The following is a 26,155-nucleotide window of genomic DNA, read 5'->3' as shown; positions in this document are numbered from 1 at the left end:
TCAGCCCCTAACTATAAATGCACCCTCAAATTTTCCACTCTTAGCAAAATCTCTTGCCTCGTCTTCACTTCTAAATCCAGTTAAAAATACCCTATAAACCAAAACTCCGTTATCATCGCTAAAGCTTTTTACTATTGTCTTATAGCCCATTATACTTTGGTGTTCGTTTTTATATCTTTGTGCTCCACTTTGATTTTTAAAAGAGCCTATCTGAACCATAAATTCGCCACCCACAAAGCTTTGTGTATTCATCTGCATGCCTGTGTTTTGGGTTGGCTTGTTTTGAGCCACTGGCGTATTCTCGTGAAAACCTATAACCTCCATACTAACAGGTGCTGTTCCATTAGCTATCATATCTAGCTGTTGCGCTGCCGCTTTTGATAGATCTAAAACTCGGTTACCTACAAAAGGACCTCTGTCATTTACACGAACCACAACAGATCTACTGTTTTTTAAATTTGTTACTTTTAAGATCGTATTCATCGGCAAGGTTTTATGAGCTGCGGTCATATTGTGCATATTGTAAATTTCGCCATTTGATGTCTTTTTGCCGTGAAAGTCCGGACCATACCAACTAGCCGTGCCACTAGCCTTATCGCCAACACTAACAACGGTCGGATAATAGGTCTTGCCATTTATAGTATATGGTCTCATTGTGGCTTTATGCATATTAGCTGATGTGTTTGGTTTTACACTTGTTGGCCCACTAGGCGTAAACGGGGCACCACTCCAAGAACATCCAGTAATAAAAAAAGCAATGGCTGTAAATTTTAGAATTTTAAGGTATGACAATATTTACTCCAACTTTTAAAACATCAGATCTAGCGATAGAGTTTGCTTCTGCAATATCTTTTGCATCTACGTTAAATTTCTTTGAAAGTGTCGCTAATGTATCGCCTGTTTTTACTACGTAATTTTGTATCTTATTTTTAGCAGAGTCTGGTATGATAAGCTTTTGATTTACGGCGACTAAATTTGTCTTTAGCTCGTTATACTCTTTTATAGCTCGGTGGCTTATGCCTTCTTTTTTGGCTATACCAAGCAGAGTGTCACCCTTTTTAACGGTGTATGTATAGAAGTTATTTTTACCAGCAAAAGGTTTGAAATTTTGCTCAAATAGCTCTTTTTTACTCTCAGGGATATATACATAATAGTTCTTTGACGTTGGTGGCGTAAATATAAACTTCAGATGAGAGTTATCCTCTTTTAGTCTAGTTACGCCAACCCCTATGCTATCGGCAACTTGGATTAAATTCGTGCCACCAGGGACGCTTACCTTTGTTAGCTTAAGTCCATTCATAGATTGAAGCATTTTTGCGTCTTTTGAGAGCAAAAACTCAGAATCCTTAGCTATAAAAGAGGCTCTTAAAATTTTAATTATAAAATTTCTAGTTTCCTTTGGCAGATAGTTTTTACTAGGGTCTAAAAGAACGGCTATATCGTCAGTTCCAGCCATTGTTATGCCTTTTTGAAGCCTTCCCTCACCACAGTTATAAGCCATTATAGCAAGATACCATTTGCCAAACTGGCTCTTTAGCCCCTTAAGATACGTTGTAGCAGCCTTTGTAGAAGCTATAGGATCGCGCCTTTCATCTACGTATTTATTTATCTTTAGTCCGTGCAGTCTTGCGGTTTTTTCCATAAATTGCCACATGCCAACAGCCTTAGCACTTGAAACTATGTGGTTTGAAAAACCCGATTCTATCATAGCAAGATACAAAAAAGAGCCAGGTATGCCAGACTCATTTATATGAGCCTTTAGTACCGGTACGTATCTGTATCCATCTTTTAAAATTTTAGAAAACGCGTTAATTTGATTTGTTTTTATGCTATTTTTCATATCTTTGTAATATGAGGTATTCATAAATTTCAGATCTATGTCAAGTTCTTTTAGAATTTTTGCTTGAAAATCGTGTGAATTTTCAGCAGGACCTGCAAACAGCGAAACTGCACAGGCAAATATTAAAAATATCTTTAATATGGCTTTCATTTTTATCCTTATTTACGTGTCAAAACACCTTAAACAATCTTTTGGCATTGCTTGAGGTCAGTTCGCAAACTTCACTCTCGCTAAGGCTTAGAATTTCAGCTATCTTTTTAGCAACAAAGCTCGTAAAAGCTGGCTCATTCCTCCTGCCACGAAATGGCTCTGGAGTAAGATATGGAGCATCAGTTTCTATAAGCAACTTATCTTTTGGAATTTTTGGCAAAATTTCTACTAAATTTTTGGCATTTTTAAACGTCAAAACGCCACCTATACCAAAGTAAAAATTTCCAAATTTCGTAAGTTCTAATAATAAAGGCGACGCATTGTAGCAGTGCAAAACAGCACCCTCTAGCTTTGTAGCATACTCCTTTAAAATATTAAAACAATCCTCGTTAGCGTCACGAACGTGAAGTATAACGGGTTTTTTAAACTCAATTGCAAGCTCTAATTGAGCTAAAAAAACACGTTTTTGCTCCTGCTTCTCAACACTCTTTTTATCATCATCTTTTGGCAAACGAAAATAGTCAAGCCCACACTCGCCCACAGCTATGCACTTATCGTGCGTTATAAATTCCCTTAAAATTTTATCATCAAAGCCATCTTTATCATAAGGATGAACTCCAACCGCAAAATAAATTTGGCTATGTTCTTTGGCTATTTTGGCTATTTTTGGTAAATCATTAATATCAGCACCAGGTATAACAAAGCCACGAACGTCAGAATTTCTAGCATTTTGTAACATTTGCAAAAAATCTGCATCGTAGCTTTTATCATCTAAATGGCAGTGAGTATCGATGATCACTCAGCTATCTCCACTCTGTTTCTTCCATTTTCCTTTGCGTTATAAAGGGCAGAGTCAGCCATCTCAATTAGCTCGTGTATGTCACGTTGGTTATCACTAAACGCCACACCTATTGAAACTGTAAATTTTATAGTCTGATCCTTATACTCCACGACATTAGCCGCCATAGCAGATCTAACTGCTACAAAAAACTTAATCGCATCCGTTTTTTGTATATTTTTAAGGACAACGCAAAATTCTTCCCCACCAAAACGAGCCACAACATCTCGTCCTTTTACAGAATCATCTAGTTTTTTGGCCAAAGTTTGTATAACCTTATCTCCAACGTCGTGACCATAAGTATCGTTTATCTTTTTGAAAAAATCTATATCAAGCATGGCAACAGCATAAGGTTCGCTTTCTGAGTTTGCGTGTGGGATATACTCTGACATGTTTGCATAAAAAAATCGTCTATTGTAGACACCAGTTAAGAAGTCTTTGTTTGCAAAATTTGCTATCTTTTCTATATTTTCCATAGCTTCTATAGTGTTATTTACGCGTAAGGTTAGCTCTTCTCTACCAAAAGGCTTTGCTAGAAAGTCATTTGCGCCACTCTTTAAAAACGTGGCAGCACCAACATCATCGTTTGGACTAGTCATAGCGATGATACCAAGCGTGTTTTTATCGGCTTTTTCTCTAAGCTCTCTTAAAACTTCTAGTCCATTTTTAACAGGCATATTAAAGTCTGTTAAAACCAACTTCATATCAGGATGATCCTCGTAGTAGCTCATAGCCTCTTCACCGTGAGCAGCTGCAAATACCTCAAACTGTAAGTTCTTAAGCATTCTTTTTAGCTCGTTTCTAACAGGTGTCGAGTCCTCAACTATCATCGCCTTATACTGCTTGTTTTTATAAAGACGCTCTATCATCTTAAATATGAAATTCACGTCATCAACGTTGCCTTTATAAACATAGTCAATGATGTTTTTCTTAACAAAATTTGACTTTGTATCCTCATCTATACTTCCTGTTAAAACTATGACGCAAAGGTTATTTTCAAGAGCATAATCAACTATCTCGCCATTTGGTGCGTCGGGTAAATTTAGATCAAGCAACGCGATAAAATAGTTGTTTTTATGCTTTTGTATCAACGCCTGAGCCTCAGCAAAATCGTGAGCTACATCTATCTCCAAGCCAAGCTCCGTGCTACTTTGCATTTTCTTAGCTATGAGTTTTGAAAGCGCTTTATTATCATCTACGATAAGGATTCGTTCCATCTTATTCTTTCCGTGTTTATGTAATTTTTGAAAATTTAGGCACCCCAATTTTATCAAAAAAAATTATTTTTTAGCTTAAATGTGATTTTATCTTAATTTAATTGCTTAACAACCCCTTTGCAAACTCAAGAGCCTCACGGCTAATATGCTCACCGCTAATCATACGTGCAAGTTCATCGGCTCTTTCGTGTGGTTTTAGCTCCCTTACGCTCGATTTTTCGGCATTTTTTTCAACCAAAAAATGAGAGTTTGCTTTAGAACTTAGCTGTGGCTGGTGTGAGATTGCAAAAATTTGATAAAATTTCGCAATTTTTACTAAAACATTTGCGATACTCATCGCCTCTTTTCCGCTCAAATTTGCGTCTATTTCATCAAGTATTATCACTCCATTTCCGCTTTGTAAAATATCACTAGATGAGGCTATAAACGCTAGTCTAAGCCTATTTAACTCCCCTGAACTAAGCTTATTTAAAGCAGTGTTATTTAAATTTAGCGTTACAAAATCAGCTCCACTTTCATCTACATTTTTTGGCTCTATCAAAAGTGAAACAGGTTTCATATAAAGCTCGTTAAGATACGAGTTTATCAGCGTTTCTAATCTGTTTATGACAGCTTTTCTAGCACTGCTTATTTTGTCTGAAATTTCAGTTTGTAGCTTTGAAATTTCTATAAATTGAGCCTCAAGCTCTTGTTTGCTAAAGCTTAAATTTTCATACCTTTGTAGCTCCTCTTTTTTCCGCTCAAGCGTATTTAGTGCCTCTTCTTCGCTTCCATAACGCCTTATAATGCCATTTAACGCCTCTATCCTATCAAGCACCACCCCAGCGTCAAAGTCATCTAGTTCGTCCATATTTAGGCTATCTTTTGCGATTCTTAAGCTATTCATAGCCTCTTCAAAAAACGTAGTATCAAGCTCACTTATGTTTAAAGCCTCTACTACGCTATGTTCAAACTCGTAAATTTGCTCAGCTCTAGCCCAAGCCTGTTCGATTTTATCGCGTTTGCTAAGGCGTTTTTTAATAGCCATAAGCTCATCAAACTCGCCTTTTTTTGGATTTACACTGCTTATTTTTTCTATCTCAAATTTAGCAAATTCCTTTAGCTCCTCGATCTTTAACTCATCCGATTTTATCGTATCTAACTCGGTTTTGACTTTTTTAAAATTTTCATAAATTTGGGCTATTTTTTTTAAATTTTGTCTATGTTCATCTGTTTGAACCAAAGCGTCTAAAAGCTCTAAAAACCGTTCATTTTCAAACTCATTTATCTGTTTTGCACAGAGATGTTTTATGTGTTCGTTTGCGATTTGGGATAAATTTTTCTTTGATATGGCTTGTGAGTTTATGAAGTAGCGAGTGCTTTTATCCTTAAGCATTTTAAAGCTATTTACATCCTCATTTTCTATGCCAAATTCACTCATATTAAAATTAAAACGAACATCAAGCTCAACCAGCCTAGCCTCGCTCTCAGATAAGCCAAAAGCACTCATTATGGCGTTCATTAGCACCGATTTTCCAGCGCCGCTAACGCCGGTAAAAACGCTAAGCCCCTCTTTAAAATTTAGTTCAACCTCATCAAAACTAAGGTGATTTTTTATCAAAAGTCTCTCTATCATCAATGTCCCCAGCGAAGTTTCTCTTTTAAGATTTGAAAATAATCACGCCCAACGTGACGGATTAGTCTTGCTCTTTTTTTACTAAGTCTAATGCCGACACTATCATAATCTCTCATACTAAACGTATCCTGCCCGTCAATAACTAAAACCTCATCTTTATACGCCCTAAGCTCAACGCAAAAGTCGCTTGGCAAGATAACTGGTCTTTGCGTTAAAGAGTGCGAACATATCGGTGTTAGCGTAAAAACATCACTTAATGGATAGATGATTGCGCCACTAGCACTCATATTGTAAGCCGTTGAGCCAACAGGCGTTGCAGCGATTAAGCCGTCGCCAAAGTATGAGTTGAAAATTTTACCATTTACAAAAGCGTCAACACTTGCGATACTAGCGGGTTTAAAACGCATTATAACAGCGTCGTTAAAGGCTAGTTTTTCTCCGTTTGTGCCGTCTTTTTTGTTTAAAATGACATCAAGCATAAATGGCTCTTCTATTATGAAATTTCCAGCAAAAAACTGCCTAAAAAAATCATTTGCCTGACTCATTGTGATGTCTGTTAAAAAGCCAAGTCTTCCAGCGTGGATGCCAAGCACAAATGGGGAAATTTCAGCTAATTTTCTACACGTTGAGATGATAGTTCCGTCGCCACCAAGGCAGATTAAAAAATCAGATCTTTGTGCTAAATTTTTAAGTTCAAAACCGCTTAAATTTAGTGCTTTTGCACAACCTAACTCAAGCAAAATTTCAACGCCATAGCTCTTTAAAATTTCTGTTAGAATTTTAAAATTTCTATTCAAATCAGGTGTTTTTTTAGCGATAAGACCGACAAATTTTACACTTTTATAGTCCAAACTCATACTATTTTCTTTAAAAATTTTATTGCGTATATTATCAAAAAAACCTTTAATGTTTAAAAACACAATGACTTAAACCTTTGCTTTTTACTTATTTTTAAACCAAATTTCAATAAAATTGCCCAGTTTTATAATCAAGAAAGGAGAGTTGCGGTTTGAAAATTTCAAACGTAAGACGACTAAAAATCTATGAGAAGTCATTACTGCACTGATTTAACGACTGCTGATATCGGCAAAGAGGTGACGCTTTGTGGCTGGGTAAATACATATAGAGATCACGGCGGAGTCATATTTTTAGACCTTCGCGACCGCACAGGGCTTATACAGATAGTTTGCGACCCAGCAGATAGCAAGGACTCGCACGAGATCGCATCACATGTAAGAGATGAGTATGTTTTAAGAGTAAAAGGCAAGGTTAGAGCTAGGGGTGAAGGACTTGTAAATCCACGCCTAAAAACTGGGCAGATAGAGGTGGTAGCAGATAAGATAATCCTTGAAAATCCAAGCGAGGCGTTGCCATTTATGATAGGCGATGAGAGCGTAAATGAGGATATTCGCTTAAAATATCGCTTTTTGGATTTAAGAAATGAGCGTTTGCAAAATATCTTTAAAATGCGTTCTCGTGCAGCTATCGCGGCTAGAAACAGCCTTGAAAAAATGGGCTTTATAGAATTTGAAACACCGATTTTAACACGTGCCACGCCAGAGGGTGCTAGGGATTATTTAGTGCCAAGTCGCGTCTATCCAGGGCAGTTTTATGCGTTGCCACAAAGCCCACAGCTTTTTAAACAGCTTTTGATGTGTTCTGGATTTGATAGATATTTTCAGATAGCAAAGTGTTTTAGAGATGAGGATTTAAGAGCGGATAGACAGCCAGAATTTACACAAATTGACGTTGAGATGAGCTTTATTGAGCAAGAAGATATTTTAAATATGGCTGAAAATATGCTAAAAGATATTTTTAGTGCTTGTGGATACGAGATAAAAACGCCATTTCGCAGAATGAGCTACAAAGAAGCGACTGAAACATATGGCTCTGATAAACCGGATTTAAGGTATGACCTTAAAATGGTTGATGTGATTGATATTTTTGAGCGTTCGACAAACGAAATTTTCTCATCAATCGCAAAAGATCCTAAGAAAAACCGCATAAAAGCCCTAAAAGTGCCAAACGGAGATAATATTTTCTCTAAACGTGAGATGAATAGATTTGAAGAATTTGTGCGAAAATTCGGTGCACAAGGGCTTGGATATTTTCAAATGAAAGAAGACGGCTTAAAAGGTCCGCTTTGTAAATTTTTCTCTGAAAGTGATCTTGCTTTAATCGTTTCAAGGTGCAATTTAAAGGTCGGTGATGTCGTATTTTTTGGAGCGGGTCGCAAAAAAATCGTGCTTGATTATATGGGGCGATTTAGAATTTTCTTAGCTGAGCAAATGGGTATAATTGACCAAGAAAAAATGGAATTTTTATGGGTGCTTGATTTTCCTATGTTTGAGCAAAATGATGACGGCTCGTATTCGGCTATGCACCACCCATTTACATTGCCAAAAAACATTGACGAGCCTGATTTAGAAGATATCCTTTCAGTCGCTCACGATGTGGTATTAAACGGCTTTGAGCTTGGTGGCGGTAGTGTGAGAATTCACAAAAATGAGATTCAGCAAAAGGTCTTTAAGCTTCTTGGTATTGATGAAGCCGAGCAAAGAGAGAAATTTGGCTTCTTGCTTGACGCACTTAGCTTTGGTGCACCACCGCACGGCGGTATAGCAATAGGTTTTGACCGCCTTATAATGTTGGCGACTAAATCAAGCTCGATTCGCGATGTCATAGCATTTCCAAAGACCCAACGCGCTCAATGCCCACTCACAAAAGCACCTAGCGAGGCAAATAGCGAGCAGTTGCGTGAGCTTGGATTAAGACTTAGGGAAAAAGAGCAGAAGTAAAAGTTTGTGTCAAAAAGCCAAATTTAGCTTTTTGGTACTTTTAAATAAAAAACGTGGTAAAATATTTTTGTTTTAGACTAGGCGAAATTTGAAAATTTCAACGACGTATAAAGCAAAAAGACAAGCCAAAACAACGTTTTAAGATATAAATTACGGCACAATATCGCAAAATCAGATTAAGCGATTTTAAAATCAACAAAGTATGATGAAGCGAGATGAAGCCAAGAAGGACAAATTATGAAAAAATTATTTTTAATCATCGGTGCTCCAGGAAGCGGTAAAACCACCGACGCAGACCTAATCGCAAAAGCAGATAGCACTTTTGCTCACTTCTCAACTGGTGACCTACTTCGTGCGGAAGTTGCTAGTGGCAGTGAGCTTGGAAAGTTAATTGATAGCTTCATCTCAAAGGGCAACTTAGTCCCGCTTGAAGTGGTCGTAAATGCGATAATCTCAGCAATCAAAGGTTCAGATAAAGCAAATATCGTAATAGACGGCTATCCAAGAAGCGTAGAGCAGATGAGCGAGCTTGATAAAGTACTTTCATCGCAAAGCGAGATCGTGCTAAAAGGCGTGATTGAAGTTGATGTAAGCGAAGCCGTGGCAAGAGAGAGAGTGCTTGGTCGTGCGCGCGGGGCTGATGATAACAACGAGGTGTTTAACAACAGAATGAAGGTCTATTTAGAGCCGATTAACGCCATACGTGAGTTTTACAAGGGCAAAAATTTGCTTCACGTCATAAACGGTGAACGTGCGATTGAGCCGATTGTAGCCGATATGAAAAATTTAATAAATAATTTACTATAAAGGAAAAATATGGACATTTCAAAGATTAAAGCAGGTTCAAATCCTGATAAAATTAATGCCGTTATCGAGATACCTTACGGCTCAAACATAAAATATGAGATCGATAAAGATAGCGGTGCTGTCGTAGTTGATCGTGTGCTTTACTCAGCGATGTTTTACCCTGCAAACTATGGCTTCGTGCCAAACACTCTAGCGGCTGATGGCGACCCGGCAGATATTTTAGTGCTAAATGAGTATCCGCTTCAAGCTGGTAGCGTGATCCCTTGCCGTCTAATAGGCGTTTTAGTAATGGAAGATGAAGCCGGAATGGATGAGAAGCTTCTAGCTGTACCAGTTAGCAAAATCGATCCAAGATATGAAAATATCAAAAGTTACAAGGATCTGCCAGAGGCTACGCTAAATCGCATTAAAAATTTCTTTGAAACATATAAAATTTTAGAGCCTAACAAGTGGGTTAAGGTTAAGGATTTTGGCGATAAAGAAAAAGCGACTGAAATTTTAGAATCTGCTATCAAAAACTACAAATAATATTGCCCCTTTTTGGGGCTTTTTTGGATTTAATATGAAAATTTTAGCTTCTATTTTGATATTTTTTAGCTGTTTAATAGCAAACCAAACTAGTCAAAAAATAGATATGCACGGTGGAAAAAGTCAAACTTATGGTGGTTTTAAGAACCAAAATTTTAAAGAAACAAACTCAACAAAGGATAGAATATGGCAAAAGACGCTAATGGAACACAACTAAACGACGGAGATAATGTAACTCTAGTAAAAGATCTAAAGGTAAAAGGTGCTGGAGCGACACTAAAACGCGGAACAATGGTAAAAAACATAAGGCTAACAAGCAACGATAAAGAGATAGAGGGCAAAATAGACAAAATGGGAGTGATAGTACTAAAAACAGAATTTCTTAAAAAAGCATAATGTATGGCCGGGAGATAGGGATTCGAACCCCAGGAGGCTTTCACACCTCAACGGTTTTCAAGACCGCCGCTTTCGACCGCTCAGCCATCTCCCGAAAGATTAAAAAGATTTTGTGATTATAGCAGATTTTTCTTAAAATTGGCTATAACGCTACTCTGTCTTTTCTTTTATATACGTTGCACCACTATTGACCTTTTCTTTAGTCCATTCAGTAGCGTTGTTTGTATCCTCTTTAATGCCGTGCCACGTATTAGAACAACCAGCAAAAAATACAAAAGCTAATAAAAAAGATAAAATTTTCATCTTTTCCTCATCTTTGTTTTATTTGGAGGCGACACCCGGATTCGAACCGGGGGTAAAAGCTTTGCAGGCTTCTGCCTTACCACTTGGCCATGTCGCCTTAGCTTTTATAAGTGGTGCCCAGAGCCGGACTTGAACCGGCACGGAAAAAAATCCGAGGGATTTTAAGTCCCTTGTGTCTACCATTCCACCACCTGGGCAAATCAAATGGAGCGGGAAACGAGATTCGAACTCGCGACCCCAACCTTGGCAAGGTTGTGCTCTACCCCTGAGCTATTCCCGCGTCATTTTGAAGTTGTAATTCTATCTGATTTTTGCTTAAAAATTTATTTTATTTTGATTAAAATTCATAAAATTTCAAAATTTTGTAAGAATTTTTTGTGTAAAATACAAAATCTTTTTGGGGTTATAGCTCAGCTGGGAGAGCGCTTGAATGGCATTCAAGAGGTCGGCGGTTCGATCCCGCTTAACTCCACCATTAAAAGGCGTTTGCTAACGCCATACTCGCTGCTTTTTCTAAAAATGCCGAGCGATTTTTACTCACGCTATCTATGGAATTTAGCAGTCCTTGCGATAAGCTTACATTTACACGCACTTTTTTATTTTCATCGTATGGCTCTGGGATTTCGCGTCCAGCTTCTATGGCGTATTCTAAATAGCTTTTAAAGGCATTTTGTAAATCATCTACAGCTTCGTTTGGAGTTTTGCCGTCACCACTCATTAGCACGAGTTTATTTAACCTTGCGTCTGCGTATTGTGCGTAGTAGTCGCCGTCATCAAGTCGCACGATTTTAATTTCATATGGTAAATTTAGATAGTAATTTATGTCTTTTTTCATTTTTCGCCCCTTATTTCAAGTATTAGTTTTATGGCATTTTTAACGTAAATTTCTTTAACTGGCTTATGTCGTGGCACGACTATTGCACGTGTGCCGTATTCAAAGATATGATGAGAGCCGTTTGTCCGCACGAGTTTAAATCCAACATACTCTAAAATCGCTCTAAGCTCATCAAAACTCACATTTTTTGGATTGTTTGAAATTTTATCTAGAATTTTATCGTATCTGCTCATTTTATACCTTTTCTACACAAGATTATACACAAAATAAATAAAATTTGTATTATTTTTACTTATCTTTGTAGTGTGAGCCACATTGTGCGATTTATATTATGTCGCCAATGATTTTATAAACGAGCCTGTTTTTATCATCAATTCGCCTATTCCAGAATGGGGCTAAATTTCCTTTTAGTAGCAAAACTCATCCCTCGCTTCGTCACTCCACATTTTAATCATCTTTTATCACTTCGTGGATTGTCCCGCCGTTTTGATTTAGCTGAGATATTGATTTTTCTAGCCTTGATATGTTCTTTTTTGAGTAAAAAGGGTCAGCTTTTAGCTCAAATGGAATTTTGCCCTGCATTATGACCTGCTTGTAAAAAGCATTTGTGGCAACCGACAGGTTAAGTCCTATTTGCCCCAAAATCTCTTCAAGGTCTTTTTTATCGCTGTCTGTAACTCTTATGTTTATAATAGCCATACTTTATCCTTACTATGTATTTATCGTGTATGGTTATTATATTATAAAAATGTGAATAGTTTGTAGGAGAGAGTAGCCCCTGGGGAGGGGCTATGGGATTAGAATGAGTATTTAGCCTCAAATCTGTATCTGTCGCTTTCTAGCTTACCAGTATGATCATCGTGTTTGAAATTCTTGATTTCAGCATTAGAGTACCAAGTTGTGAATGTTAGCTTTTTGCTGTATTTATAGCTTGCTCTTGCAACAACCTCTTTGAATTTCTCTTTCTTGGTATCTGCTTCAGCAAATTTCTTTGTTCCTTGAACGTAGTCAGCACCTACAAAGAATTTATCAAATCTATATCCAGCATTTAAGAACCATACGCTACCTTTACCTTTAGCAGCTGTATAGTCATTCCAGTCTGCGTGCTGCTCACCTGCATCAATCAAAGAGCCTTGGTCTTCAAATGTAAATGATGTAGTGCCTGTAGTTTTTTTAGCGTAGTCTTTAGCCTTCCAGTTGATATATCCAGCACCTAGCTCAGCACCAAATAGCTCTGTAGTAGCTTCAAATGCATAGAAGCGACCGTCGCTGTAGTCTGCTTTTGCGCTAGGACTTTTCATAACTTTATCAGCACTGTTGTTTACAAACTGACCTTTTAAGCCAAATGCTACATTATCATTTATAGCTATATCGCTACTTACTTCAACACCTAGCAGGTCAGCTACGTTTGTTAGGCTAGCATACCATAGTTGGAAAGCCACTGGATCATAAGAGCCAATAGCAGCTACGCCATATAAGTTACCTGTGTCATACTTATTGCTTCTAACTGCATCCCAAAGACCGCCATCTGAAAATGAGCTATTATCAAGAGCGTCAACAGCAAGTGCTGCTAGAGTAAGACCTGTGATATCTGTATTTACTACTTTTACGCCAGTACCTACTAGGTCATCTGTAAAGAATGTACCAAGAACTTGCTTACCAGCTGTGATAGTAGTATTACCAGCTGTATAGCCTAGGTAGAACTGATGAACGTTAAATGTTCCTGTAGTATTTGATACATCAAGATCCTTATGTCCATCTGTAACTATTTTATCATCTTTCCAAGCATCACCGTTGCTATCGCCAGAATGATCGGTTGCGTTGTATCTTAGACCTATAACGCCAAAGAAGTTATCATCGATAGCTGCTTTGAAGTTTGTAATCATTCTAAACTGATGTCCTGCTCTGTGGTTGCCTATATCAGTTTTGTCACCGTCTTTTTTACCTTTGAAATGAATATCATTATTTGTGTATCTGTATCTAGCAAAACCACTTATATCTACATTTTTAATAGCTTCTTCAAGTGGAGTAGCTGAAGCTACGCTTGAAAACGCACCTAGTGCAACCAATGCTGCTAAACTAACTTTTGTTAATTTCATTTGTTCTCCTTTTAAAAAAATGTAAATGAATAATAACTAAAAATTCTTAACATGTGCTTAAAATTTATCCATCATTTTTAAATTTTGTTACTAAGTGTTTACTAAAAAGTGGGAATTATTAAGGTTAGTAATGTAAGTGTAAGCTTGAAAATGTATAATTACAGGTAAAATCACGAGGTGTAAAATGGATGTAGCGTTAAACCTTTCAAAAGATATGCAGAATTTGCTTTTAAACTACGCAAAAGAGAAAAATACCACAGCACAAAATGTGATAGAGGGTGCAGTGATAGAGTTTTTGGAGGAGTTGCAAGATATGAAAAAAGCAGAGGATGAATACTCTAAGTATATCAAAAGTGGCAAAAAGGGCATTAGTGCAAAAGAGCTTTATAAGGAGTTGGGGCTGCGATTATGGAGAAACAGGTGACATCAATAAGTATACAAACACAGGCTGATGAAGCAACCATAGAAGCCTTAAAAGCTCTGCTTTTTAAAATAGATCCGACGGCTGTTTTTCAAAGAGATGATGAGTGCGATATAAGTAAAGCGGACGCATTAAAACTAAAAGATATAGTAAGAAAACTAGATAGTAACGAGCTAAAGCTATACGAATTTGATGAGATGAGAGAGCGCTCAAAAAATCATCTAAAAAAGCTGGGCGCTAATATATGAGGATAGTTTTTACTGAAAATTTTGATGAGAATTTGATACAAATTTTAGACTTCATATCACAAGATAGCATACAAAGAGCGGTGGAGTTTCATAGTCAACTTTATGATAAAATTGCCAGTATAGCTGATATGCCTTATCGTTTTCGTAAAAACAAAACAATGGATAAAGAGAGCATAAGGGATTTGATTTTTAAAGGATATATAGTTGTGTTTGAAATTTCTAAGGATAGTATTAGAATTTTATCAATTTTTAAACACAACAATCCAAAAAACTTTTAACACAACTTCTCGCTGTATGCGGTATAAAACGAGCGTTCTTCTGCCCAGCTTGAGTGATACTTTTGTATGCTACTTTTTAGCGATGAGATAAGATAATCTATATCATCTAGCGTATGCGTGTAATGTATGCTAACTCTTAACCAACCTGGCTTTTGCGTTAGTTGGGCATTATCTTTAAGCCCTAGCAAATCGTGTCCGTAAGGTCCAGCACAGGCACAACCTGCCCTAGTTTGTATGCCAAAGTCATTGCTTAAGATGGCGGATAAGTCGTATGGAGATATGTTTTTTACATTAAATGAAAAAATCGGTAGAGATTTTAGCCCATTTGGGCAGTAGTTTATGATGTCATCTATTTTGTTTAGCTTTTTAGAAAAATACTCGCCAAGCTCGGTTTCATTTTCACAAATGGCGTCTATACCGATATCATCACGGAGTTTGTATGCTAAAGCCGCTCTAACTAATCCCACGATATGTGGAGTTCCACCCTGCTCTCTTTGCTCTAAGTCATCTACAAAAACGTGCGATGTGCGACTTACGTAGCTTACAGTGCCGCCACCGACAAAGGTTGGCTCAGATAGCGACACAAGCTCTCTTTTAATCGCTAAAAGACCACAACTTCCTACACCGCCAAGAAGCTTATGTGGGGATAAAAATATGGCGTCGCAGTAGTTTGAATCTACGTTAAAATAAGCACTAGAACTAGCAGCGTCTAAGGCTAAAATACCGCCATATCGCTTGATAAGTTCGTAAATTTTCTTATAGTCGGTTATAACTCCTGTCACGTTTGAGGCGACGCTAAAGGAGGCTATGATTTCACGCCTGGCATTTAGGCGTAAAATTTGCTCTAATTCCTTTAAATTTACACCTCCTCTCTCATCAAGCCCGACACGAACCACGTCACAAAGTGCCTCGCGAAAGCTTATCTCATTTGAGTGGTGTTCATAGGGTCCAACTATGACTAGTGGCGAAGTAGAAGTTGGCTTGATAGCGTATCTAGCACGTGTTTTTGGTGGTATGTAAAGTCCTAAAAGCTCTTGAAATTTCTTTATCGCGCCACTAGCACCATAACCTGAAGGCAAGAGTGCAAAGCTATCATCAAGCCCAAGTGAAGCCTTTATCTGCTTTCTAGCATTTTCATAAATCGTCTGCGTTTTTATAGCTGAACTTGCACTATCTGAGTGGGTATTTGCGTATGTTAGTAGAAATTTTGAAATTTTATCCTCTATGCTTTTATGTGCTAGTCCAGAGGCGGTATAGTCAAAGTAGTAAAGTCCATCATCAAGTATGATATCTTTTTTTATATAGTCTAAATTTATCACTTCTTATCCTAAATTTTTGGGCAAATTATAGCCTGAATTACTAAAATTTATGCTAAAATCGCACTAAAAGGAGAGCAGATAAAACCCATAAAAGCGACATATGAGCGTATGAAACACCTTGATATAGAGGAAGTGTTTAAATTTCATATCGTATTTGACGAGCTAGAGATTAAACGTGCTTATTATGATATTTTTGAGGCGATAGAGGCTGAAATTTTGGGAAATTTTAGTAGCCTTAGGGCTATGTTTGACTTTGATGAGCTTACAAATATGGCACTAGAAAAACTAGCCTTTAGCGACAGAAAGATACTAAATTTAAATAAAATAATGCCAAGAATTTTGGCAAGTAAAATTTACTCAAGGCTTTTTAAAGCTGGGCTTATATCGCTAGAACCAAGCCGTGAGATACGCCTAAGGGGTCAAAAATATCAGCGACTAAAACGGCAAGACAGAAGATACGTGGTGCAAGATAAGGTGCATTTTTGTAGCCATTTTGTGCGTTTTTGGTTTAGATTTATACAGCCAAATTTAAAGGAGCTTGAGGCTGGGGATAAAATGGCTGTAATGAGTAAAATCAGGGCTGGGTTTGATGAGTATGCCTCGCTTGGATTTGAGCTTTTAGGGGCTGAATATCTTGCAAAAAATGGTGCGTTAAATGTAAATAGCTTTTGGCATAAAAATATTGAGCTTGATATGCTTGGCGTGATTGATGATAAGATAGTGGTTGGCGAGGCAAAATATAAAAGCAAAAAAGTATGTAAAAACGTGCTAAATATGGTTTTATCAAAGTGCGCAAAACTGGGCATCAATCCTTGGCGTGTGGTGCTGTTTTCAAAAAGTGGCTTTAGCAATGAGCTTGTAAATTTAAAAGATGAGCGTGTGTGGCTTGTGGATATAAAGGATATGACGGAGCTTTTAAAATGAACGATCAAAACATCGAAGCTGGGCTAAAAAGCCTGATAGAGCAAACTTATTTAATCGAGCAGGAGTATAAAAATTTAAACAGCTCATACGAGAGTTTGCAAAAGATAGTAAAGGACGTCGTAGACGTGTTGCCAACGGCGTTATGGGTGCTAAATAGCGATGGTAGTTTGTTTTTGCAAAATGCAAAGGCTAGTCTTAGCAAGAGGCTGTTTGGACTTATTAACCTTGAGTGCGAAGAGTGTGAAGTGGAGCTAATGGGTGCGTTTTATTTGATTAAAATTTCAATAAAAGATGACAAAAAGATCGTTTCAGCAATAGATATAACAGCACAAAAACGAACTGAAAGATTAGCCAGTATGGGTAGCGTAGCGGCTCACCTGGCTCACGAGATACGTAACCCGATAGGTTCGGTGTCGCTTTTGGCTTCTAGTCTGTTAAAAAAGGTTGATGGCAAAAATGCACTGCTTGTGGGCGAGATACAAAAGGCGATATGGCGTGTGGAGCGTATTATCAAGGCGACTTTGCTATTTACAAAAGGGCTTGTGATAAATCCTAGGGAATTTAACTTTGATGAGCTAAAAACGGAGTGCGAAGAGGCGATAAGACACTATGCGTATTCAAAGGATATTGAAATTTCACTTGATTTTGGTAGTGAAATTTACGTCGCTGATAGAGATTTACTGGCAATGGTGTTTGAAAATTTACTCTTTAATGCGATTGACGCGATTGAGGAGTGTGATGATGAGATCGGGCAAATAAGGCTGTGCTACGAGGCTAGTGATGATGAGCATAAATTTTATGTTTATGATAGTGGAGTTGGGATAAATGACGCAAATATCGTATTTGAGCCGTTTAAAACAAGTAAGTTAAAAGGTAATGGGCTTGGTCTTGCTCTGTGTCTGCAAATAATTGCTACACATAAAGGGAGTATTGAGGTAAATCTGTCGCCTAAGTCGTTTTGTGTAAGTTTGCCAAAATTTAAAAAGTAAAGCCCCAAAATAGGGCTAAGGTTATTTGCCTAAAGTTGCGTTAAGCATCCAAATAGCTTTTTCGTATTTAGCTATTTGCTCTTGGGCGTAAGCCTGAGTTGTTGTATCGCCATCAGCCAACTCATCTAGCTCTTTAAATTCTTTTAAAAGGTGTTTATAGTCAGCCAAAACAAGCTCTAAAACCTCAGTCGGAGTGTAACTAGCTTTTGGCTCGTGCTTTATGCAAGTTGATTTTTCTAACTCAGATGATGTCACGATAGCTTTTCCACCTAGCATAATAGCACGCTCTGCTACGGCGTCAAATATCTCGTGCATATCATCATACGCTTTTTCTGTATACTCGTGGATACTAAAGAACTGGATACCTTTTACGTTCCAGTGTAGATCGTGGAATTTAACATATAATGCGTGTGCATCGGCCTGAATTTTGTTTAGTTTAGAAATAACTTTTGACATTTTGTCTCCTTTGATTTAATTTATGAAATTATATCACTAAAATAGTAAACAGAAGCTTTATAAATAATAAAAATTATTAAAAAGAAAATTTTACTTAACTTTATAATTTACACTTCCGTTATAGCAAATTTGTTCAGCAGTTATATTCTCGTTTGTTAAAATTTCGCTAATGTCTGTTTTGATTTCGAGCTTATCTTTATCAAATTCTATATCTTCTTGATATGTATACACCATAGCAACATTTGTAACGCCATTTATAGCTTCTAGCTTTTTAAACATAGCTATCTCGCCATTTACGTCATCAGCAGTTATTACAGCTACTATCTTATCATCTTGATTTGCCACAAGTTCGCAATCAGGCACTATTGATAGCTCATCTAAAGCACTTTGCATAAATTTCTTATCTTTTAAATTTATAATAACACTTGAGATATTCATTTTACCTTCCAAAAATATATATTTTTATCAAAAGCACTTGTAACTAAAACATTTTGACTTAAAAAAGCCATACCATTTATGGTAGTTTGTGGCGTGTTTATGGTGTTTAAACTCTTTAAATCTTTAGTATTAAAGATATGGACATTGCTTAAATCATCACCAAAATAGGCTCCGATATTGCCGTCAGGACTTAATGCAACACCAAGCACGGCACTATCGCCGTATCTTAAATTTCTAACCTCATCATTTCTAAAAACACCTATGCTCTTATCCACGCCAGAGCTGATAACTACGTCGTTTTTGTAAGATATCGAATACATATTATCCTTGTGTAGCTCAACTATACGTTTCATAGCTCTATTTTGCAGATCATAAAAATATACGTTGCCACTCTCTGCACTGATAACTAGGGTTTTTCTACTTGGATCCATTTTCATATCTGAAAGCATTGCGGTTGAAATTTTAAAACTCTCATCGATGTTTGCTGTTTTTAGATTAAAAAAGTAAATTTCGTTACTTATAGAGGCTAAAACGACCGTTTTATCGTTTGCAAACATTGCCCTTTTAATGCCTTCATTGCCTAGGTCATAAGTCTTTTTATCGTCTTTTGTAATCACATAAAGAAATTTCTTACCATAATCTTGTTCCACTAAAACTGCCAACGCACCAGCATATTCATCAACACTTATGATTTGGGGTTTTATCTCGCTATCATTAGTGCTTTGAAATTTTATCTCGCTCTTAAAACTAGCACTTTTTGTGTCATAAATCTCTAAAACACTATCTTGAGTTGCTATATAAATTTTATCATTTATATATGTTATACCCATTACATTTGACTTCGTTTGAATACTCATAAATGGCTCAGTAGCAAACACAAAACCAAAAATCGTGAGTATAAAAAATATCGCTCTCATAATCTCTCCATCGTAATTGAACCCTTAAAGCAAGCGCCCACGCACTCGCCACAACCGATACACTTGCTATTTACAAGTGGTCTAAAAACACCAAAAAAATCGATCGCCTTGTATCTACACGCGTCCATACAACTATAACATATAGTTTCGTTCCAAGCAAGGCAACTGCTTGTAGATATAGAAACTTTGGCTAAAATTCTAGCTTCATTTTGAAGCGATAAAGTTGTCCTCTCTTTTAAAGAACACGCAAGGGCACAAGCTTCGCAAAAGTCGCACCCTCTTGCATTTGGAGCAAATTCTATCTGCTGGTTTTTAAAACTTAAAAGCCCCTTATCGCAGGCTTTTATGCAAGGGGCGTCACACTCATCGCAATCAAATTTACCGCCAAAATATGGCGGTAAAATCGCATTTGGTATATCTGCCTTTGGTTTTAAAATTTTAGCAAATAATTCTCTTCTTTGCAACCTATTTTACTCCGTCATTTAACACTTCAAGCAAATTTGACTTATGTGTGCCGTTTGCGTCACGAAAATCAGGCTTAAAGTTGTTTTTAATAGGAGCTGTAACATTTGCTTGTTGAACGTGGCAAGTCGTGCAAACAAATCTCTCATCATGCAAGGCACCGCCTTTATCCTTTTTGTTTCTAATATCATAAAGGTGGGAAGCAGGAACAGGCGTAGCACCAGCGTCTTTTGCGACCTCAGGCATATGGCAAGTTACACACATATTCATATCTTTTGTTATCGGCTCCATACCCTCTATATCGTGTGAGATAAATGGAGGCGAGTTTTCAAAAGAGCGGTCAAATTTCTTTGAAGTACCTGCTGGTTGTGCCGTCCAATCAACCTGTTTAACCGAGATGTTATCATCTACGATATCGCCTCTAATACCCATTTGGGTGTCGCTTATGCTCTTAGAACCAATGGCACAAGCACTAAGAACAAGAGCCATAATCGCTCCTGATAGTATCAATCTAACTTTCATTTTAATTCCTTTAAATTTATTATACTAAATTTCAATGCATTATCTTCGCATACATCAATGCAACGTCCGCAACTAACGCACTCACTACTTACAAATCCATCTCTTTTGCCTATCATATCTAGCACTTGTGCTTCAGGGCATACACGCAAACATTTTATACATTTTGTGCAGTTTGATACATTGTGACTAACGCGTAAAGGCGAAAATTTTGAAACGAGCGAATAAAAAGCTCCTAGCGGACAGATATGTCCACATACGCCTCTTTCTAACACAAAAATATCAAAAACAATAATGACAAAAATAGTAGCTATGACAAAGCTATCTAAAAATATTATGCCACGTTGAACTACGCCCACAAAGCTAATGCTCTCAAAAACTGGAAGTGATAAGAAAGCTGAAAAAATCAACGTTAGAGCTAAAAAATAGTAACGAGTTTTTCTGCTTATCTTTAAGATAGGGCTATCCTTAAAGCCAAATTTTGCCCTTAGTCTTGCTGCGATATCAGTAAAAAGATTTACCGGACATACCCACGAACAAAATGCACGAGGAGGCAAAATAGCATAAAATAAAGCTATGCAAACAGCACCTAAGATTACACTTAAACTAAGGGTGGCACCAGCTAAAAATAGCTGCAAAAGTGCAAATGGATCGGCAAGTTGAAATTTACCAAAAAGCAAAGACGCGCTAAGATCGCCACTTAAAAGCTTAAATCCATAGTGGTTTGAGAGTATAAATAGAGCTAAAATACTTATCTGAGTTAGCCTTCTAAAAAGTAAAATTTTCATCAAAGCTCTCCCTCGTTTAGATAATCTAGCACCTTTTTATGCTCTAATTTGATGTTTGTATCTATGCCGTCAAGTCGCTTATCATCGCCATCTATCCAGCCCCTTATGTAGTTTTTATCAACAGAGCCGATGACAACGCTAGTAGGGACGATAGTAATGGCTGGTTTTTGCGTCACGCAAACGTGCTCACAGATACCGCAACCCGTGCAAACATTTAAATCCACCACTGGCAATAAATAGGCGTGTTTTTGTGTGCGTTCATTTCGTCTATACTCTAACTTTAACGCCTTATCTATCAAAGGACACTCGCGGTAACAGGCGTCACAGCGAATTCCTAAAAAGGCTATACAGCTTGAGCTATCAACTATTGCTACGCCCATTTTTGATCTATTAACATCAAGCTTTCCGTCACTATCACTTACAAGTGCTCTATCAAGGGCATTTGTAGGACAGGCGACGGTGCAAGGTATATCCTCGCACAAGCGACACGGAATATCTCTAGGTGTAAAAAATGGAGTACCAACACTAATGCCGTCTGTGGTACTAGCTAACTTTAGTGTGTCAAAAGGACAGGCCTCTACGCAAAGTCCGCAACGAATGCAACTTGCTAAAAAGTCCTTTTCATCTTTTGCACCTGGTGGTCTAAGTAGGACTAAATTTTCAGCCCTAACAGCCTTAGACCAAACAAAACCACCAGCAACTACCAAAGCTAAAGCTTTTACACCAAATTTCAGTGCTTCGCGTCTGCTTTTTTGGTTTAAATCACGCACGTTTAAGCCTTATAAATTTTAACCGCACACTTTTTATAGTCTGTCTCTTTTGAGAGTGGACAAGTAGAGTCAAGCGTCACTTTGTTAATAAATACGTTTTCATCAAACCAAGGCACATAAATAAGACCAACAGGTGGTTTGTTTCTGCCGTTTGTATCAACTTTTGCTTTTACTTTTCCACGGCGACTCTCTATCCATACGACATCATTTTTAGCTACGCCTAATTTTTTAGCGTCATCTTCGTGCATATAGCAAAGTGCCTCAGGAACGGCTCTATAAAGCTCAGGAACACGCATAGTCATAGTACCTGAATGCCAGTGCTCTAAAACACGACCCGTGCATAGCCAGTATGGATACTGGGCACTTGGCATTTCGCAAGGATCCATATATGGACGGAAGAAAATTTTAACTTTATTAGTAAGTGGTGTTTTTTCTTTATCTGTTACACCTTTTAAATCGCCACTAGGAAGTGCTGCGTTTTTGTTTCCATAGAATGAGAAATTTTCGCCATCTTTTGCATATTTTTTAGCATAATAGTCAAATTTTACGTTAAATCTCCACTGTGTTTCTTTGCCGTTTACTACAGGCCACCTTAAGCCACGAACCTTATGATAGGTATCAAAGTCAGCCAAGTCGTGTCCGTGTCCTACGCCAAATTTGCGATACTCTTCCCAAAGGTATTTTTGAACAAAGAAGCCATATCCTTTAAACACTTCGCCGTCAGAGCCGACAACATTTCTGCTATCGCCAAACACTTCAGTATTATCAAAATCGCCCATTACAGCGTCTTTTGCACTAAAGCTCTTTGCATACTCATTTGCAAATAAAACATCATAAAGTGTATCGTCCTCTTTGTATCCCATAGCTTTTGCTTCATCAAGTACGCTTGGTAGAGTTACCTTGTCATTTACCTTTACTTCGCCCCAGAATTCTTTAATCTTAAAGCGTTTTGAGAACTCAAGCATTTGCCAAATGTCAGGCATAGCCTCGCCCACTGGCAATACTTGCTGCCTCCAGTGCTGTGTGCGTCTTTCAGCGTTTCCGTAAGCACCCCATTTTTCATATATCATCGCTGTTGGTAGAATTAGGTCAGCAACCTTGGCTGAAATTCCAGGATATGGGTCGCTAACAACGATAAAGTTATCCATCTCACGAGCAGCTTTTATCCAGTGGTTGGCGTTTGCGGTATTTTGCCACGGGTTATTTACTTGAACCCATATAAATTTGTTTTTGCCGTCTTCTAAATCACGAAGCATTTTTACATAAGGAGAGGCAACTACGTGGTTTATAGTTCCTTTTGGAAGTTTCCAAATTCCCTCTGTTATCTCTCTATGTTTTGGATTTGCAACAACCATATCAGCAGGCAAGCGGTGAACGAAAGTTCCAACCTCACGAGCTGTTCCACACGCTGAAGGCTGTCCTGTTAAAGAAAACGCACCGCTACCCGGCATTGCGTGTTTTCCTAGTAAGAAATGCACCATATAAGCTTGTTCATTTACCCAGGTGCCTCTTTGGTGTTGGTTAAAGCCCATTGTCCAAAAGCTTACAACTTTGCGATTTTTTTCAATGTAAAGATCTGCTAGAGCTTTTAGTTTTGCTTTAAAATCATCTATGCTCTCGTTCTTATCGCCTTTAGCTAAATTTGCAACAAAGTCAAGAGTATAAGGGGCAAGTGCTTTTTTAAACTCTTCATAAGTTATATGCCAGTGATTGCCAGCTGTGTTTGTGTTTTTATTCTCAAGTGTATCTCCAGCTTTCATACCTAAATACGCTAAAGTAGTGCCTTCAGCCTTGCTTAGCACTTTTGACTTTTCAGTAGCTGCAGTATCAAGCTCACTTGGTAGATATTTTTTGTGTTTAATATCAGGTCTTAAACCATAACCAATATCAACTGGACCAGTTGTAAATACACAGTGGCGTTTTACAAATTCCTTATCTATCATCTCTGGGTGGTTATAAACTATCTCACGTGCGATGTAGTTCCATATAGCAAGGTCTGTTGACGGAGCAAAGATGATCTCGATATCGGCTAAATTTGATGTTCTTGTTGAGAAAGTTGAAAGGTTTACTACTTTTACTTTTTCAGGATTGCTAAGTTTTCTATCGCTTATCCTTGACCAAAGTATCGGGTGCATCTCTGCCATATTAGCGCCCCAAGTAACAACAGTATCAGTCATCTCAATGTCATCATAACAGCCTGACGGCTCATCTACACCAAACACTTGCATAAACGCCACAACGGCTGAAGCCATACAGTGTCTTGCGTTTGGATCTATCGAGTTACTTCTAAAACCGCCTTTCATCATTTTTGAAGCGGTATAACCCTCCATTATCGTGTATTGACCTGAGCCTAAAATTCCAACACCTTGAGGTCCAAGCTCTTTGTATGCTTTTCTAAACTGAGCCTCCATAACGTCAAAGGCTTGTTTCCAGCTAACACGCTTAAATTTACCCTTTTTATCAAACTCGCCCTTTTCATTTACGCGTAAAAGCGGATGAGTAATACGGTCTTCGCCATACATAATCTTGGCGTTAAAATATCCCTTAATACAGTTTAATCCGCGGTTTACTGGCGACTCTGGGTCACCTTTTACAGCGACAATCTTACCATTTTTTGTAGCGACCATAATACCACAGCCAGTTCCGCAAAAACGGCAAGCTGACTTGTCCCATCGCCAACCCTTTTCAGCTTCACTTGCTGCGTTTAGATTGCTTGGTAGTGCGATACCAGCACTAGCACAGGCTGCAGCTCCTGCGGCTGATTTTATAAAATCCCGACGATCCATATTTTCTCCTTTAAAGAATGTGTATTTGCATTATATTACCTGTTTTATAACAATTAATTGATTTAAATCAATTAATTGGTAAAATTTAAATTATTTTTAAATAAAAAAATAATAACATTTTAAAAAAGTGGATTTAAAAATAGACGCTCCTGAAAAATGTTTTTATCCTTAAAATCGCTGTTTATATGCAAAACATAGTATCCAATATGCTTATTTATGTAGTTAAACATGGGTACAATGCAAAAATAATGACTATTATAGATCTGAAAACCGCCGTCATTTAGCTTAAGCTGTTCTAAAATCGGGACTAAATTTAAATTTGCACTTTTGTAATTTGATATAAAATAATCCCTCATAATATCATCGCCCTCCATTTTGTAGCGTGGCTGATTTTTTTGTTTATCAAGTAGGACAAAAAGATCAATACCCTGATCTTTGAAAAAATTGCTTATATACTCAAAATCAAGCATAACCTCAACGCTTCCTAAAATTTGCCCCTTCTTTTGCACACTAGCAGTAGCTCTAATAAACGTCCCAGCCATACCACTTTCTATGCCACTAACTGGTTTAGAGCTATTTGCTACCTCGTGTATTATATGTCTAAATGGAAATAGATCGTCTCCATATCTACTATTGTTCCAACTGCGAACCAGGCTTTTAATATCTTTTGTGTGTAGATGAAATTTCAAATTTTTATACATTACGACTGAATTTAGGTTAGAGATTATCGTGTTTATGTTTTTTAAGCACTCTTTTCTATCAGAATTTTCATAGCAATCGATAATGTAGTCATTTTCGCCAAGCAAAACAGCAAGTGCTAAGGATGAATTTTTTGCGTCATCTATATTTTTATAAAGCTGTTTGCTTTGGTAGTCAAAAAAGCCCTTTGCCATATTTTCAAATCTTTGTGCATGATACCTATAGTAAAGCACTAAAAGCAAACTTACAAGCATTACTATAAGTGGCATAATGTAAAATAAAGTTTTATTTCTCATTTAGCTTGTCCTGCAGTCTCTTTGCAAACTCATCAAAATTTGGCAAAACAACACTGCTTTTTCTCTGCCTCTCTCCCCAAACACTTTGCGGGAAAAACTCATCATTTTTAAAACGAGCGATGACGTGGATGTGAACCTGTGGCAATATATTTCCAAAGCTTGCTATATTTATCTTTGCTGGTTTGTAAAATTTTATCATCTCACGCTCAGTTATTAGCATAACTTCAAAGAGCCTGGCTCTGCTTAATTCATCGCAATCGCTAAGCTCTTTAAACGCGGTTTTGGTAAAAATTTTAACCCAAGGCAACTCGTGTGGCTCACGCTCAATCTTTATAAATTCATCTTCAAATAAAATTTGCATTAAACTATCCTTTTAATTCGCTAATTTTATCAAAATTTTTATAAAATTTTGCAAAACG

General features: G+C 37.4%; 33 protein-coding genes and 5 tRNA genes. 11 read left to right on the top strand and 27 right to left on the bottom strand.

All coding sequences use genetic code 11. The features are described 5' to 3' along the window. From CMCT_RS02755 to CMCT_RS02730, 6 genes are all read right to left on the bottom strand, one after another. Positions 1-792 carry a septal ring lytic transglycosylase RlpA family protein gene (locus CMCT_RS02755; protein WP_244948659.1) on the bottom strand — a complete coding sequence of 264 codons (792 nt, stop codon included), beginning with the start codon at positions 790-792 and terminating at the stop codon, positions 1-3. Next, positions 779-1,990, bottom strand: a complete 1,212-nt coding sequence (locus CMCT_RS02750) for a lytic transglycosylase domain-containing protein (protein WP_034968064.1) — start codon at positions 1,988-1,990, stop codon at positions 779-781. The genes CMCT_RS02755 and CMCT_RS02750 overlap by 14 nt, the downstream gene beginning before the upstream one ends. Before the next feature lie 19 nt (positions 1,991-2,009). Continuing rightward, positions 2,010-2,729, bottom strand: coding sequence for a TatD family hydrolase (locus CMCT_RS02745; protein WP_244948670.1), 720 nt, complete (start codon positions 2,727-2,729; stop codon positions 2,010-2,012). A gap of 56 nt (positions 2,730-2,785) precedes the next feature. Then, positions 2,786-4,045, bottom strand: a complete 1,260-nt coding sequence (locus CMCT_RS02740; protein WP_034968058.1) for a GGDEF domain-containing response regulator — start codon at positions 4,043-4,045, stop codon at positions 2,786-2,788. A gap of 97 nt (positions 4,046-4,142) precedes the next feature. Then, positions 4,143-5,660: an AAA family ATPase gene (locus CMCT_RS02735; RefSeq protein WP_034968055.1), complete on the bottom strand. Its 1,518-nt coding sequence runs from the start codon at positions 5,658-5,660 to the stop codon at positions 4,143-4,145. Then, positions 5,660-6,517 carry an NAD(+) kinase gene (locus tag CMCT_RS02730; protein WP_034968251.1) on the bottom strand — a complete coding sequence of 286 codons (858 nt, stop codon included), beginning with the start codon at positions 6,515-6,517 and terminating at the stop codon, positions 5,660-5,662. The genes CMCT_RS02735 and CMCT_RS02730 overlap by 1 nt, the downstream gene beginning before the upstream one ends. Positions 6,518-6,703: 186 nt before the next feature. Here CMCT_RS02730 and aspS point away from each other — a divergent pair, with 186 nt between their 5' ends. The 5 genes from aspS (at position 6,704) to CMCT_RS02705 (ending at position 10,189) form a co-directional block, all read left to right on the top strand. Beyond that, positions 6,704-8,458: an aspartate--tRNA ligase gene (gene aspS / locus CMCT_RS02725; protein WP_034968051.1), complete on the top strand. Its 1,755-nt coding sequence runs from the start codon at positions 6,704-6,706 to the stop codon at positions 8,456-8,458. A gap of 237 nt (positions 8,459-8,695) precedes the next feature. Continuing rightward, entirely contained in the window at positions 8,696-9,265 is a 570-nt protein-coding gene (locus tag CMCT_RS02720; protein ID WP_169752820.1) for an adenylate kinase, read from the top strand. A 9-nt stretch (positions 9,266-9,274) separates the two neighbouring features. Continuing rightward, positions 9,275-9,793, top strand: coding sequence for an inorganic diphosphatase (gene ppa, locus CMCT_RS02715; protein WP_034968048.1), 519 nt, complete (start codon positions 9,275-9,277; stop codon positions 9,791-9,793). Between the two features lie 34 nt (positions 9,794-9,827). After that, positions 9,828-10,010: a hypothetical protein gene (locus CMCT_RS02710; RefSeq protein ID WP_034968047.1), complete on the top strand. Its 183-nt coding sequence runs from the start codon at positions 9,828-9,830 to the stop codon at positions 10,008-10,010. After that, a complete protein-coding gene (locus CMCT_RS02705; protein ID WP_034968044.1) occupies positions 9,980-10,189 on the top strand; it encodes an alkylphosphonate utilization protein in 210 nt (69 codons plus the stop codon). Before CMCT_RS02710 ends, CMCT_RS02705 begins: the two co-directional genes overlap by 31 nt. Positions 10,190-10,193: 4 nt before the next feature. On the opposite strand, the gene CMCT_RS02700 is transcribed toward CMCT_RS02705, so the two are convergent. From CMCT_RS02700 to CMCT_RS02680, 5 genes are all read right to left on the bottom strand, one after another. After that, positions 10,194-10,283, bottom strand: a tRNA-Ser gene (locus CMCT_RS02700). A 56-nt stretch (positions 10,284-10,339) separates the two neighbouring features. After that, on the bottom strand, positions 10,340-10,492 hold the full coding sequence (locus CMCT_RS02695; protein WP_169752819.1) for a hypothetical protein: 153 nt from the start codon (positions 10,490-10,492) through the stop codon (positions 10,340-10,342). Positions 10,493-10,515: 23 nt separating this feature from the next. Beyond that, positions 10,516-10,589 (bottom strand) — tRNA-Cys (locus CMCT_RS02690). Between the two features lie 14 nt (positions 10,590-10,603). Next, positions 10,604-10,689, bottom strand: a tRNA-Leu gene (locus CMCT_RS02685). Positions 10,690-10,697: 8 nt separating this feature from the next. Further along, a tRNA-Gly gene (locus CMCT_RS02680) sits at positions 10,698-10,772 on the bottom strand. Positions 10,773-10,891: 119 nt separating this feature from the next. Between CMCT_RS02680 and CMCT_RS02675 the strand changes: the two genes are divergently transcribed. After that, positions 10,892-10,967, top strand: a tRNA-Ala gene (locus CMCT_RS02675). Here CMCT_RS02675 and CMCT_RS02670 read toward each other — a convergent pair. From CMCT_RS02670 to CMCT_RS02650, 5 genes are all read right to left on the bottom strand, one after another. Continuing rightward, complete coding sequence (locus tag CMCT_RS02670) at positions 10,968-11,327, bottom strand: type II toxin-antitoxin system HicB family antitoxin (protein ID WP_034968040.1); 360 nt, start codon at positions 11,325-11,327, stop codon at positions 10,968-10,970. After that, the gene (locus tag CMCT_RS02665; protein ID WP_034968037.1) at positions 11,324-11,560 is read right to left on the bottom strand and encodes a type II toxin-antitoxin system HicA family toxin; all 237 of its coding nucleotides are present in this window, start codon (positions 11,558-11,560) and stop codon (positions 11,324-11,326) included. The genes CMCT_RS02670 and CMCT_RS02665 overlap by 4 nt, the downstream gene beginning before the upstream one ends. A 91-nt stretch (positions 11,561-11,651) precedes the next feature. Further along, positions 11,652-11,744: a type II toxin-antitoxin system YoeB family toxin gene (locus CMCT_RS09530; protein ID WP_082198637.1), complete on the bottom strand. Its 93-nt coding sequence runs from the start codon at positions 11,742-11,744 to the stop codon at positions 11,652-11,654. A gap of 30 nt (positions 11,745-11,774) precedes the next feature. Beyond that, positions 11,775-12,026, bottom strand: coding sequence for a type II toxin-antitoxin system RelB/DinJ family antitoxin (locus tag CMCT_RS02655; protein ID WP_034968034.1), 252 nt, complete (start codon positions 12,024-12,026; stop codon positions 11,775-11,777). A 98-nt stretch (positions 12,027-12,124) separates the two neighbouring features. Then, positions 12,125-13,426, bottom strand: a complete 1,302-nt coding sequence (locus tag CMCT_RS02650; protein ID WP_034968032.1) for a major outer membrane protein — start codon at positions 13,424-13,426, stop codon at positions 12,125-12,127. Between the two features lie 184 nt (positions 13,427-13,610). Between CMCT_RS02650 and CMCT_RS02645 the strand changes: the two genes are divergently transcribed. From CMCT_RS02645 to CMCT_RS02635, 3 genes are read left to right on the top strand one after another with little or no spacing between them, the layout of a single operon-like run. Beyond that, positions 13,611-13,850: a DUF6290 family protein gene (locus CMCT_RS02645; protein WP_034968030.1), complete on the top strand. Its 240-nt coding sequence runs from the start codon at positions 13,611-13,613 to the stop codon at positions 13,848-13,850. Further along, positions 13,847-14,095 (top strand): hypothetical protein, encoded by a 249-nt coding sequence (locus CMCT_RS02640; RefSeq protein WP_034968027.1) that lies wholly within the window; start codon positions 13,847-13,849, stop codon positions 14,093-14,095. The genes CMCT_RS02645 and CMCT_RS02640 overlap by 4 nt, the downstream gene beginning before the upstream one ends. After that, a complete protein-coding gene (locus tag CMCT_RS02635) occupies positions 14,092-14,373 on the top strand; it encodes a type II toxin-antitoxin system RelE/ParE family toxin (protein ID WP_034968025.1) in 282 nt (93 codons plus the stop codon). Before CMCT_RS02640 ends, CMCT_RS02635 begins: the two co-directional genes overlap by 4 nt. Here the strand turns inward: CMCT_RS02635 and CMCT_RS02630 are convergent. Beyond that, positions 14,370-15,692 carry an aminotransferase class V-fold PLP-dependent enzyme gene (locus CMCT_RS02630; RefSeq protein ID WP_176325000.1) on the bottom strand — a complete coding sequence of 441 codons (1,323 nt, stop codon included), beginning with the start codon at positions 15,690-15,692 and terminating at the stop codon, positions 14,370-14,372. The genes CMCT_RS02635 and CMCT_RS02630 overlap by 4 nt on opposite strands. Before the next feature lie 108 nt (positions 15,693-15,800). Here CMCT_RS02630 and CMCT_RS02625 point away from each other — a divergent pair, with 108 nt between their 5' ends. After that, positions 15,801-16,616: a DUF234 domain-containing protein gene (locus CMCT_RS02625; protein ID WP_034968022.1), complete on the top strand. Its 816-nt coding sequence runs from the start codon at positions 15,801-15,803 to the stop codon at positions 16,614-16,616. After that, the gene (locus tag CMCT_RS02620; protein WP_034968020.1) at positions 16,613-17,605 is read left to right on the top strand and encodes a sensor histidine kinase; all 993 of its coding nucleotides are present in this window, start codon (positions 16,613-16,615) and stop codon (positions 17,603-17,605) included. Before CMCT_RS02625 ends, CMCT_RS02620 begins: the two co-directional genes overlap by 4 nt. 21 nt (positions 17,606-17,626) lie before the next feature. Here CMCT_RS02620 and CMCT_RS02615 read toward each other — a convergent pair whose 3' ends face one another. The 10 genes from CMCT_RS02615 to CMCT_RS02570 form a co-directional block, all read right to left on the bottom strand. Then, a complete protein-coding gene (locus CMCT_RS02615) occupies positions 17,627-18,061 on the bottom strand; it encodes a Dps family protein (RefSeq protein WP_034968017.1) in 435 nt (144 codons plus the stop codon). Positions 18,062-18,151: 90 nt separating this feature from the next. Beyond that, on the bottom strand, positions 18,152-18,499 hold the full coding sequence (locus tag CMCT_RS02610; RefSeq protein ID WP_034968015.1) for a chaperone NapD: 348 nt from the start codon (positions 18,497-18,499) through the stop codon (positions 18,152-18,154). After that, positions 18,496-19,416, bottom strand: coding sequence for a WD40 repeat domain-containing protein (locus CMCT_RS02605; protein ID WP_034968012.1), 921 nt, complete (start codon positions 19,414-19,416; stop codon positions 18,496-18,498). Before CMCT_RS02605 ends, CMCT_RS02610 begins: the two co-directional genes overlap by 4 nt. After that, positions 19,413-19,880: a 4Fe-4S binding protein gene (locus tag CMCT_RS02600; protein WP_051654851.1), complete on the bottom strand. Its 468-nt coding sequence runs from the start codon at positions 19,878-19,880 to the stop codon at positions 19,413-19,415. Before CMCT_RS02600 ends, CMCT_RS02605 begins: the two co-directional genes overlap by 4 nt. A gap of 1 nt (position 19,881) precedes the next feature. Further along, positions 19,882-20,400, bottom strand: coding sequence for a nitrate reductase cytochrome c-type subunit (locus CMCT_RS02595; RefSeq protein ID WP_034968009.1), 519 nt, complete (start codon positions 20,398-20,400; stop codon positions 19,882-19,884). Beyond that, on the bottom strand, positions 20,397-21,185 hold the full coding sequence (gene napH, locus CMCT_RS02590) for a quinol dehydrogenase ferredoxin subunit NapH (protein ID WP_034968008.1): 789 nt from the start codon (positions 21,183-21,185) through the stop codon (positions 20,397-20,399). Before napH ends, CMCT_RS02595 begins: the two co-directional genes overlap by 4 nt. Continuing rightward, the gene (gene napG / locus CMCT_RS02585) at positions 21,185-21,955 is read right to left on the bottom strand and encodes a ferredoxin-type protein NapG (protein WP_034968006.1); all 771 of its coding nucleotides are present in this window, start codon (positions 21,953-21,955) and stop codon (positions 21,185-21,187) included. Before napG ends, napH begins: the two co-directional genes overlap by 1 nt. A 2-nt stretch (positions 21,956-21,957) precedes the next feature. Then, positions 21,958-24,741 carry a nitrate reductase catalytic subunit NapA gene (gene napA, locus CMCT_RS02580; protein WP_034968003.1) on the bottom strand — a complete coding sequence of 928 codons (2,784 nt, stop codon included), beginning with the start codon at positions 24,739-24,741 and terminating at the stop codon, positions 21,958-21,960. Positions 24,742-24,860: 119 nt separating this feature from the next. Next, a complete protein-coding gene (locus CMCT_RS02575; protein ID WP_034968000.1) occupies positions 24,861-25,736 on the bottom strand; it encodes a cache domain-containing protein in 876 nt (291 codons plus the stop codon). Continuing rightward, positions 25,726-26,091 (bottom strand): HIT family protein, encoded by a 366-nt coding sequence (locus CMCT_RS02570; RefSeq protein WP_034968246.1) that lies wholly within the window; start codon positions 26,089-26,091, stop codon positions 25,726-25,728. The genes CMCT_RS02575 and CMCT_RS02570 overlap by 11 nt, the downstream gene beginning before the upstream one ends. Between the last annotated feature and the right edge of the window lie 64 nt (positions 26,092-26,155).

The sequence above is a fragment of the Campylobacter mucosalis genome, from assembly GCF_013372205.1.
Classification (GTDB): Bacteria; Campylobacterota; Campylobacteria; order Campylobacterales; family Campylobacteraceae; genus Campylobacter_A; species Campylobacter_A mucosalis.
The sequence above is the reverse complement of the archived record's forward strand: the minus strand, read 5'-3'. Positions and strand labels throughout refer to the sequence as shown.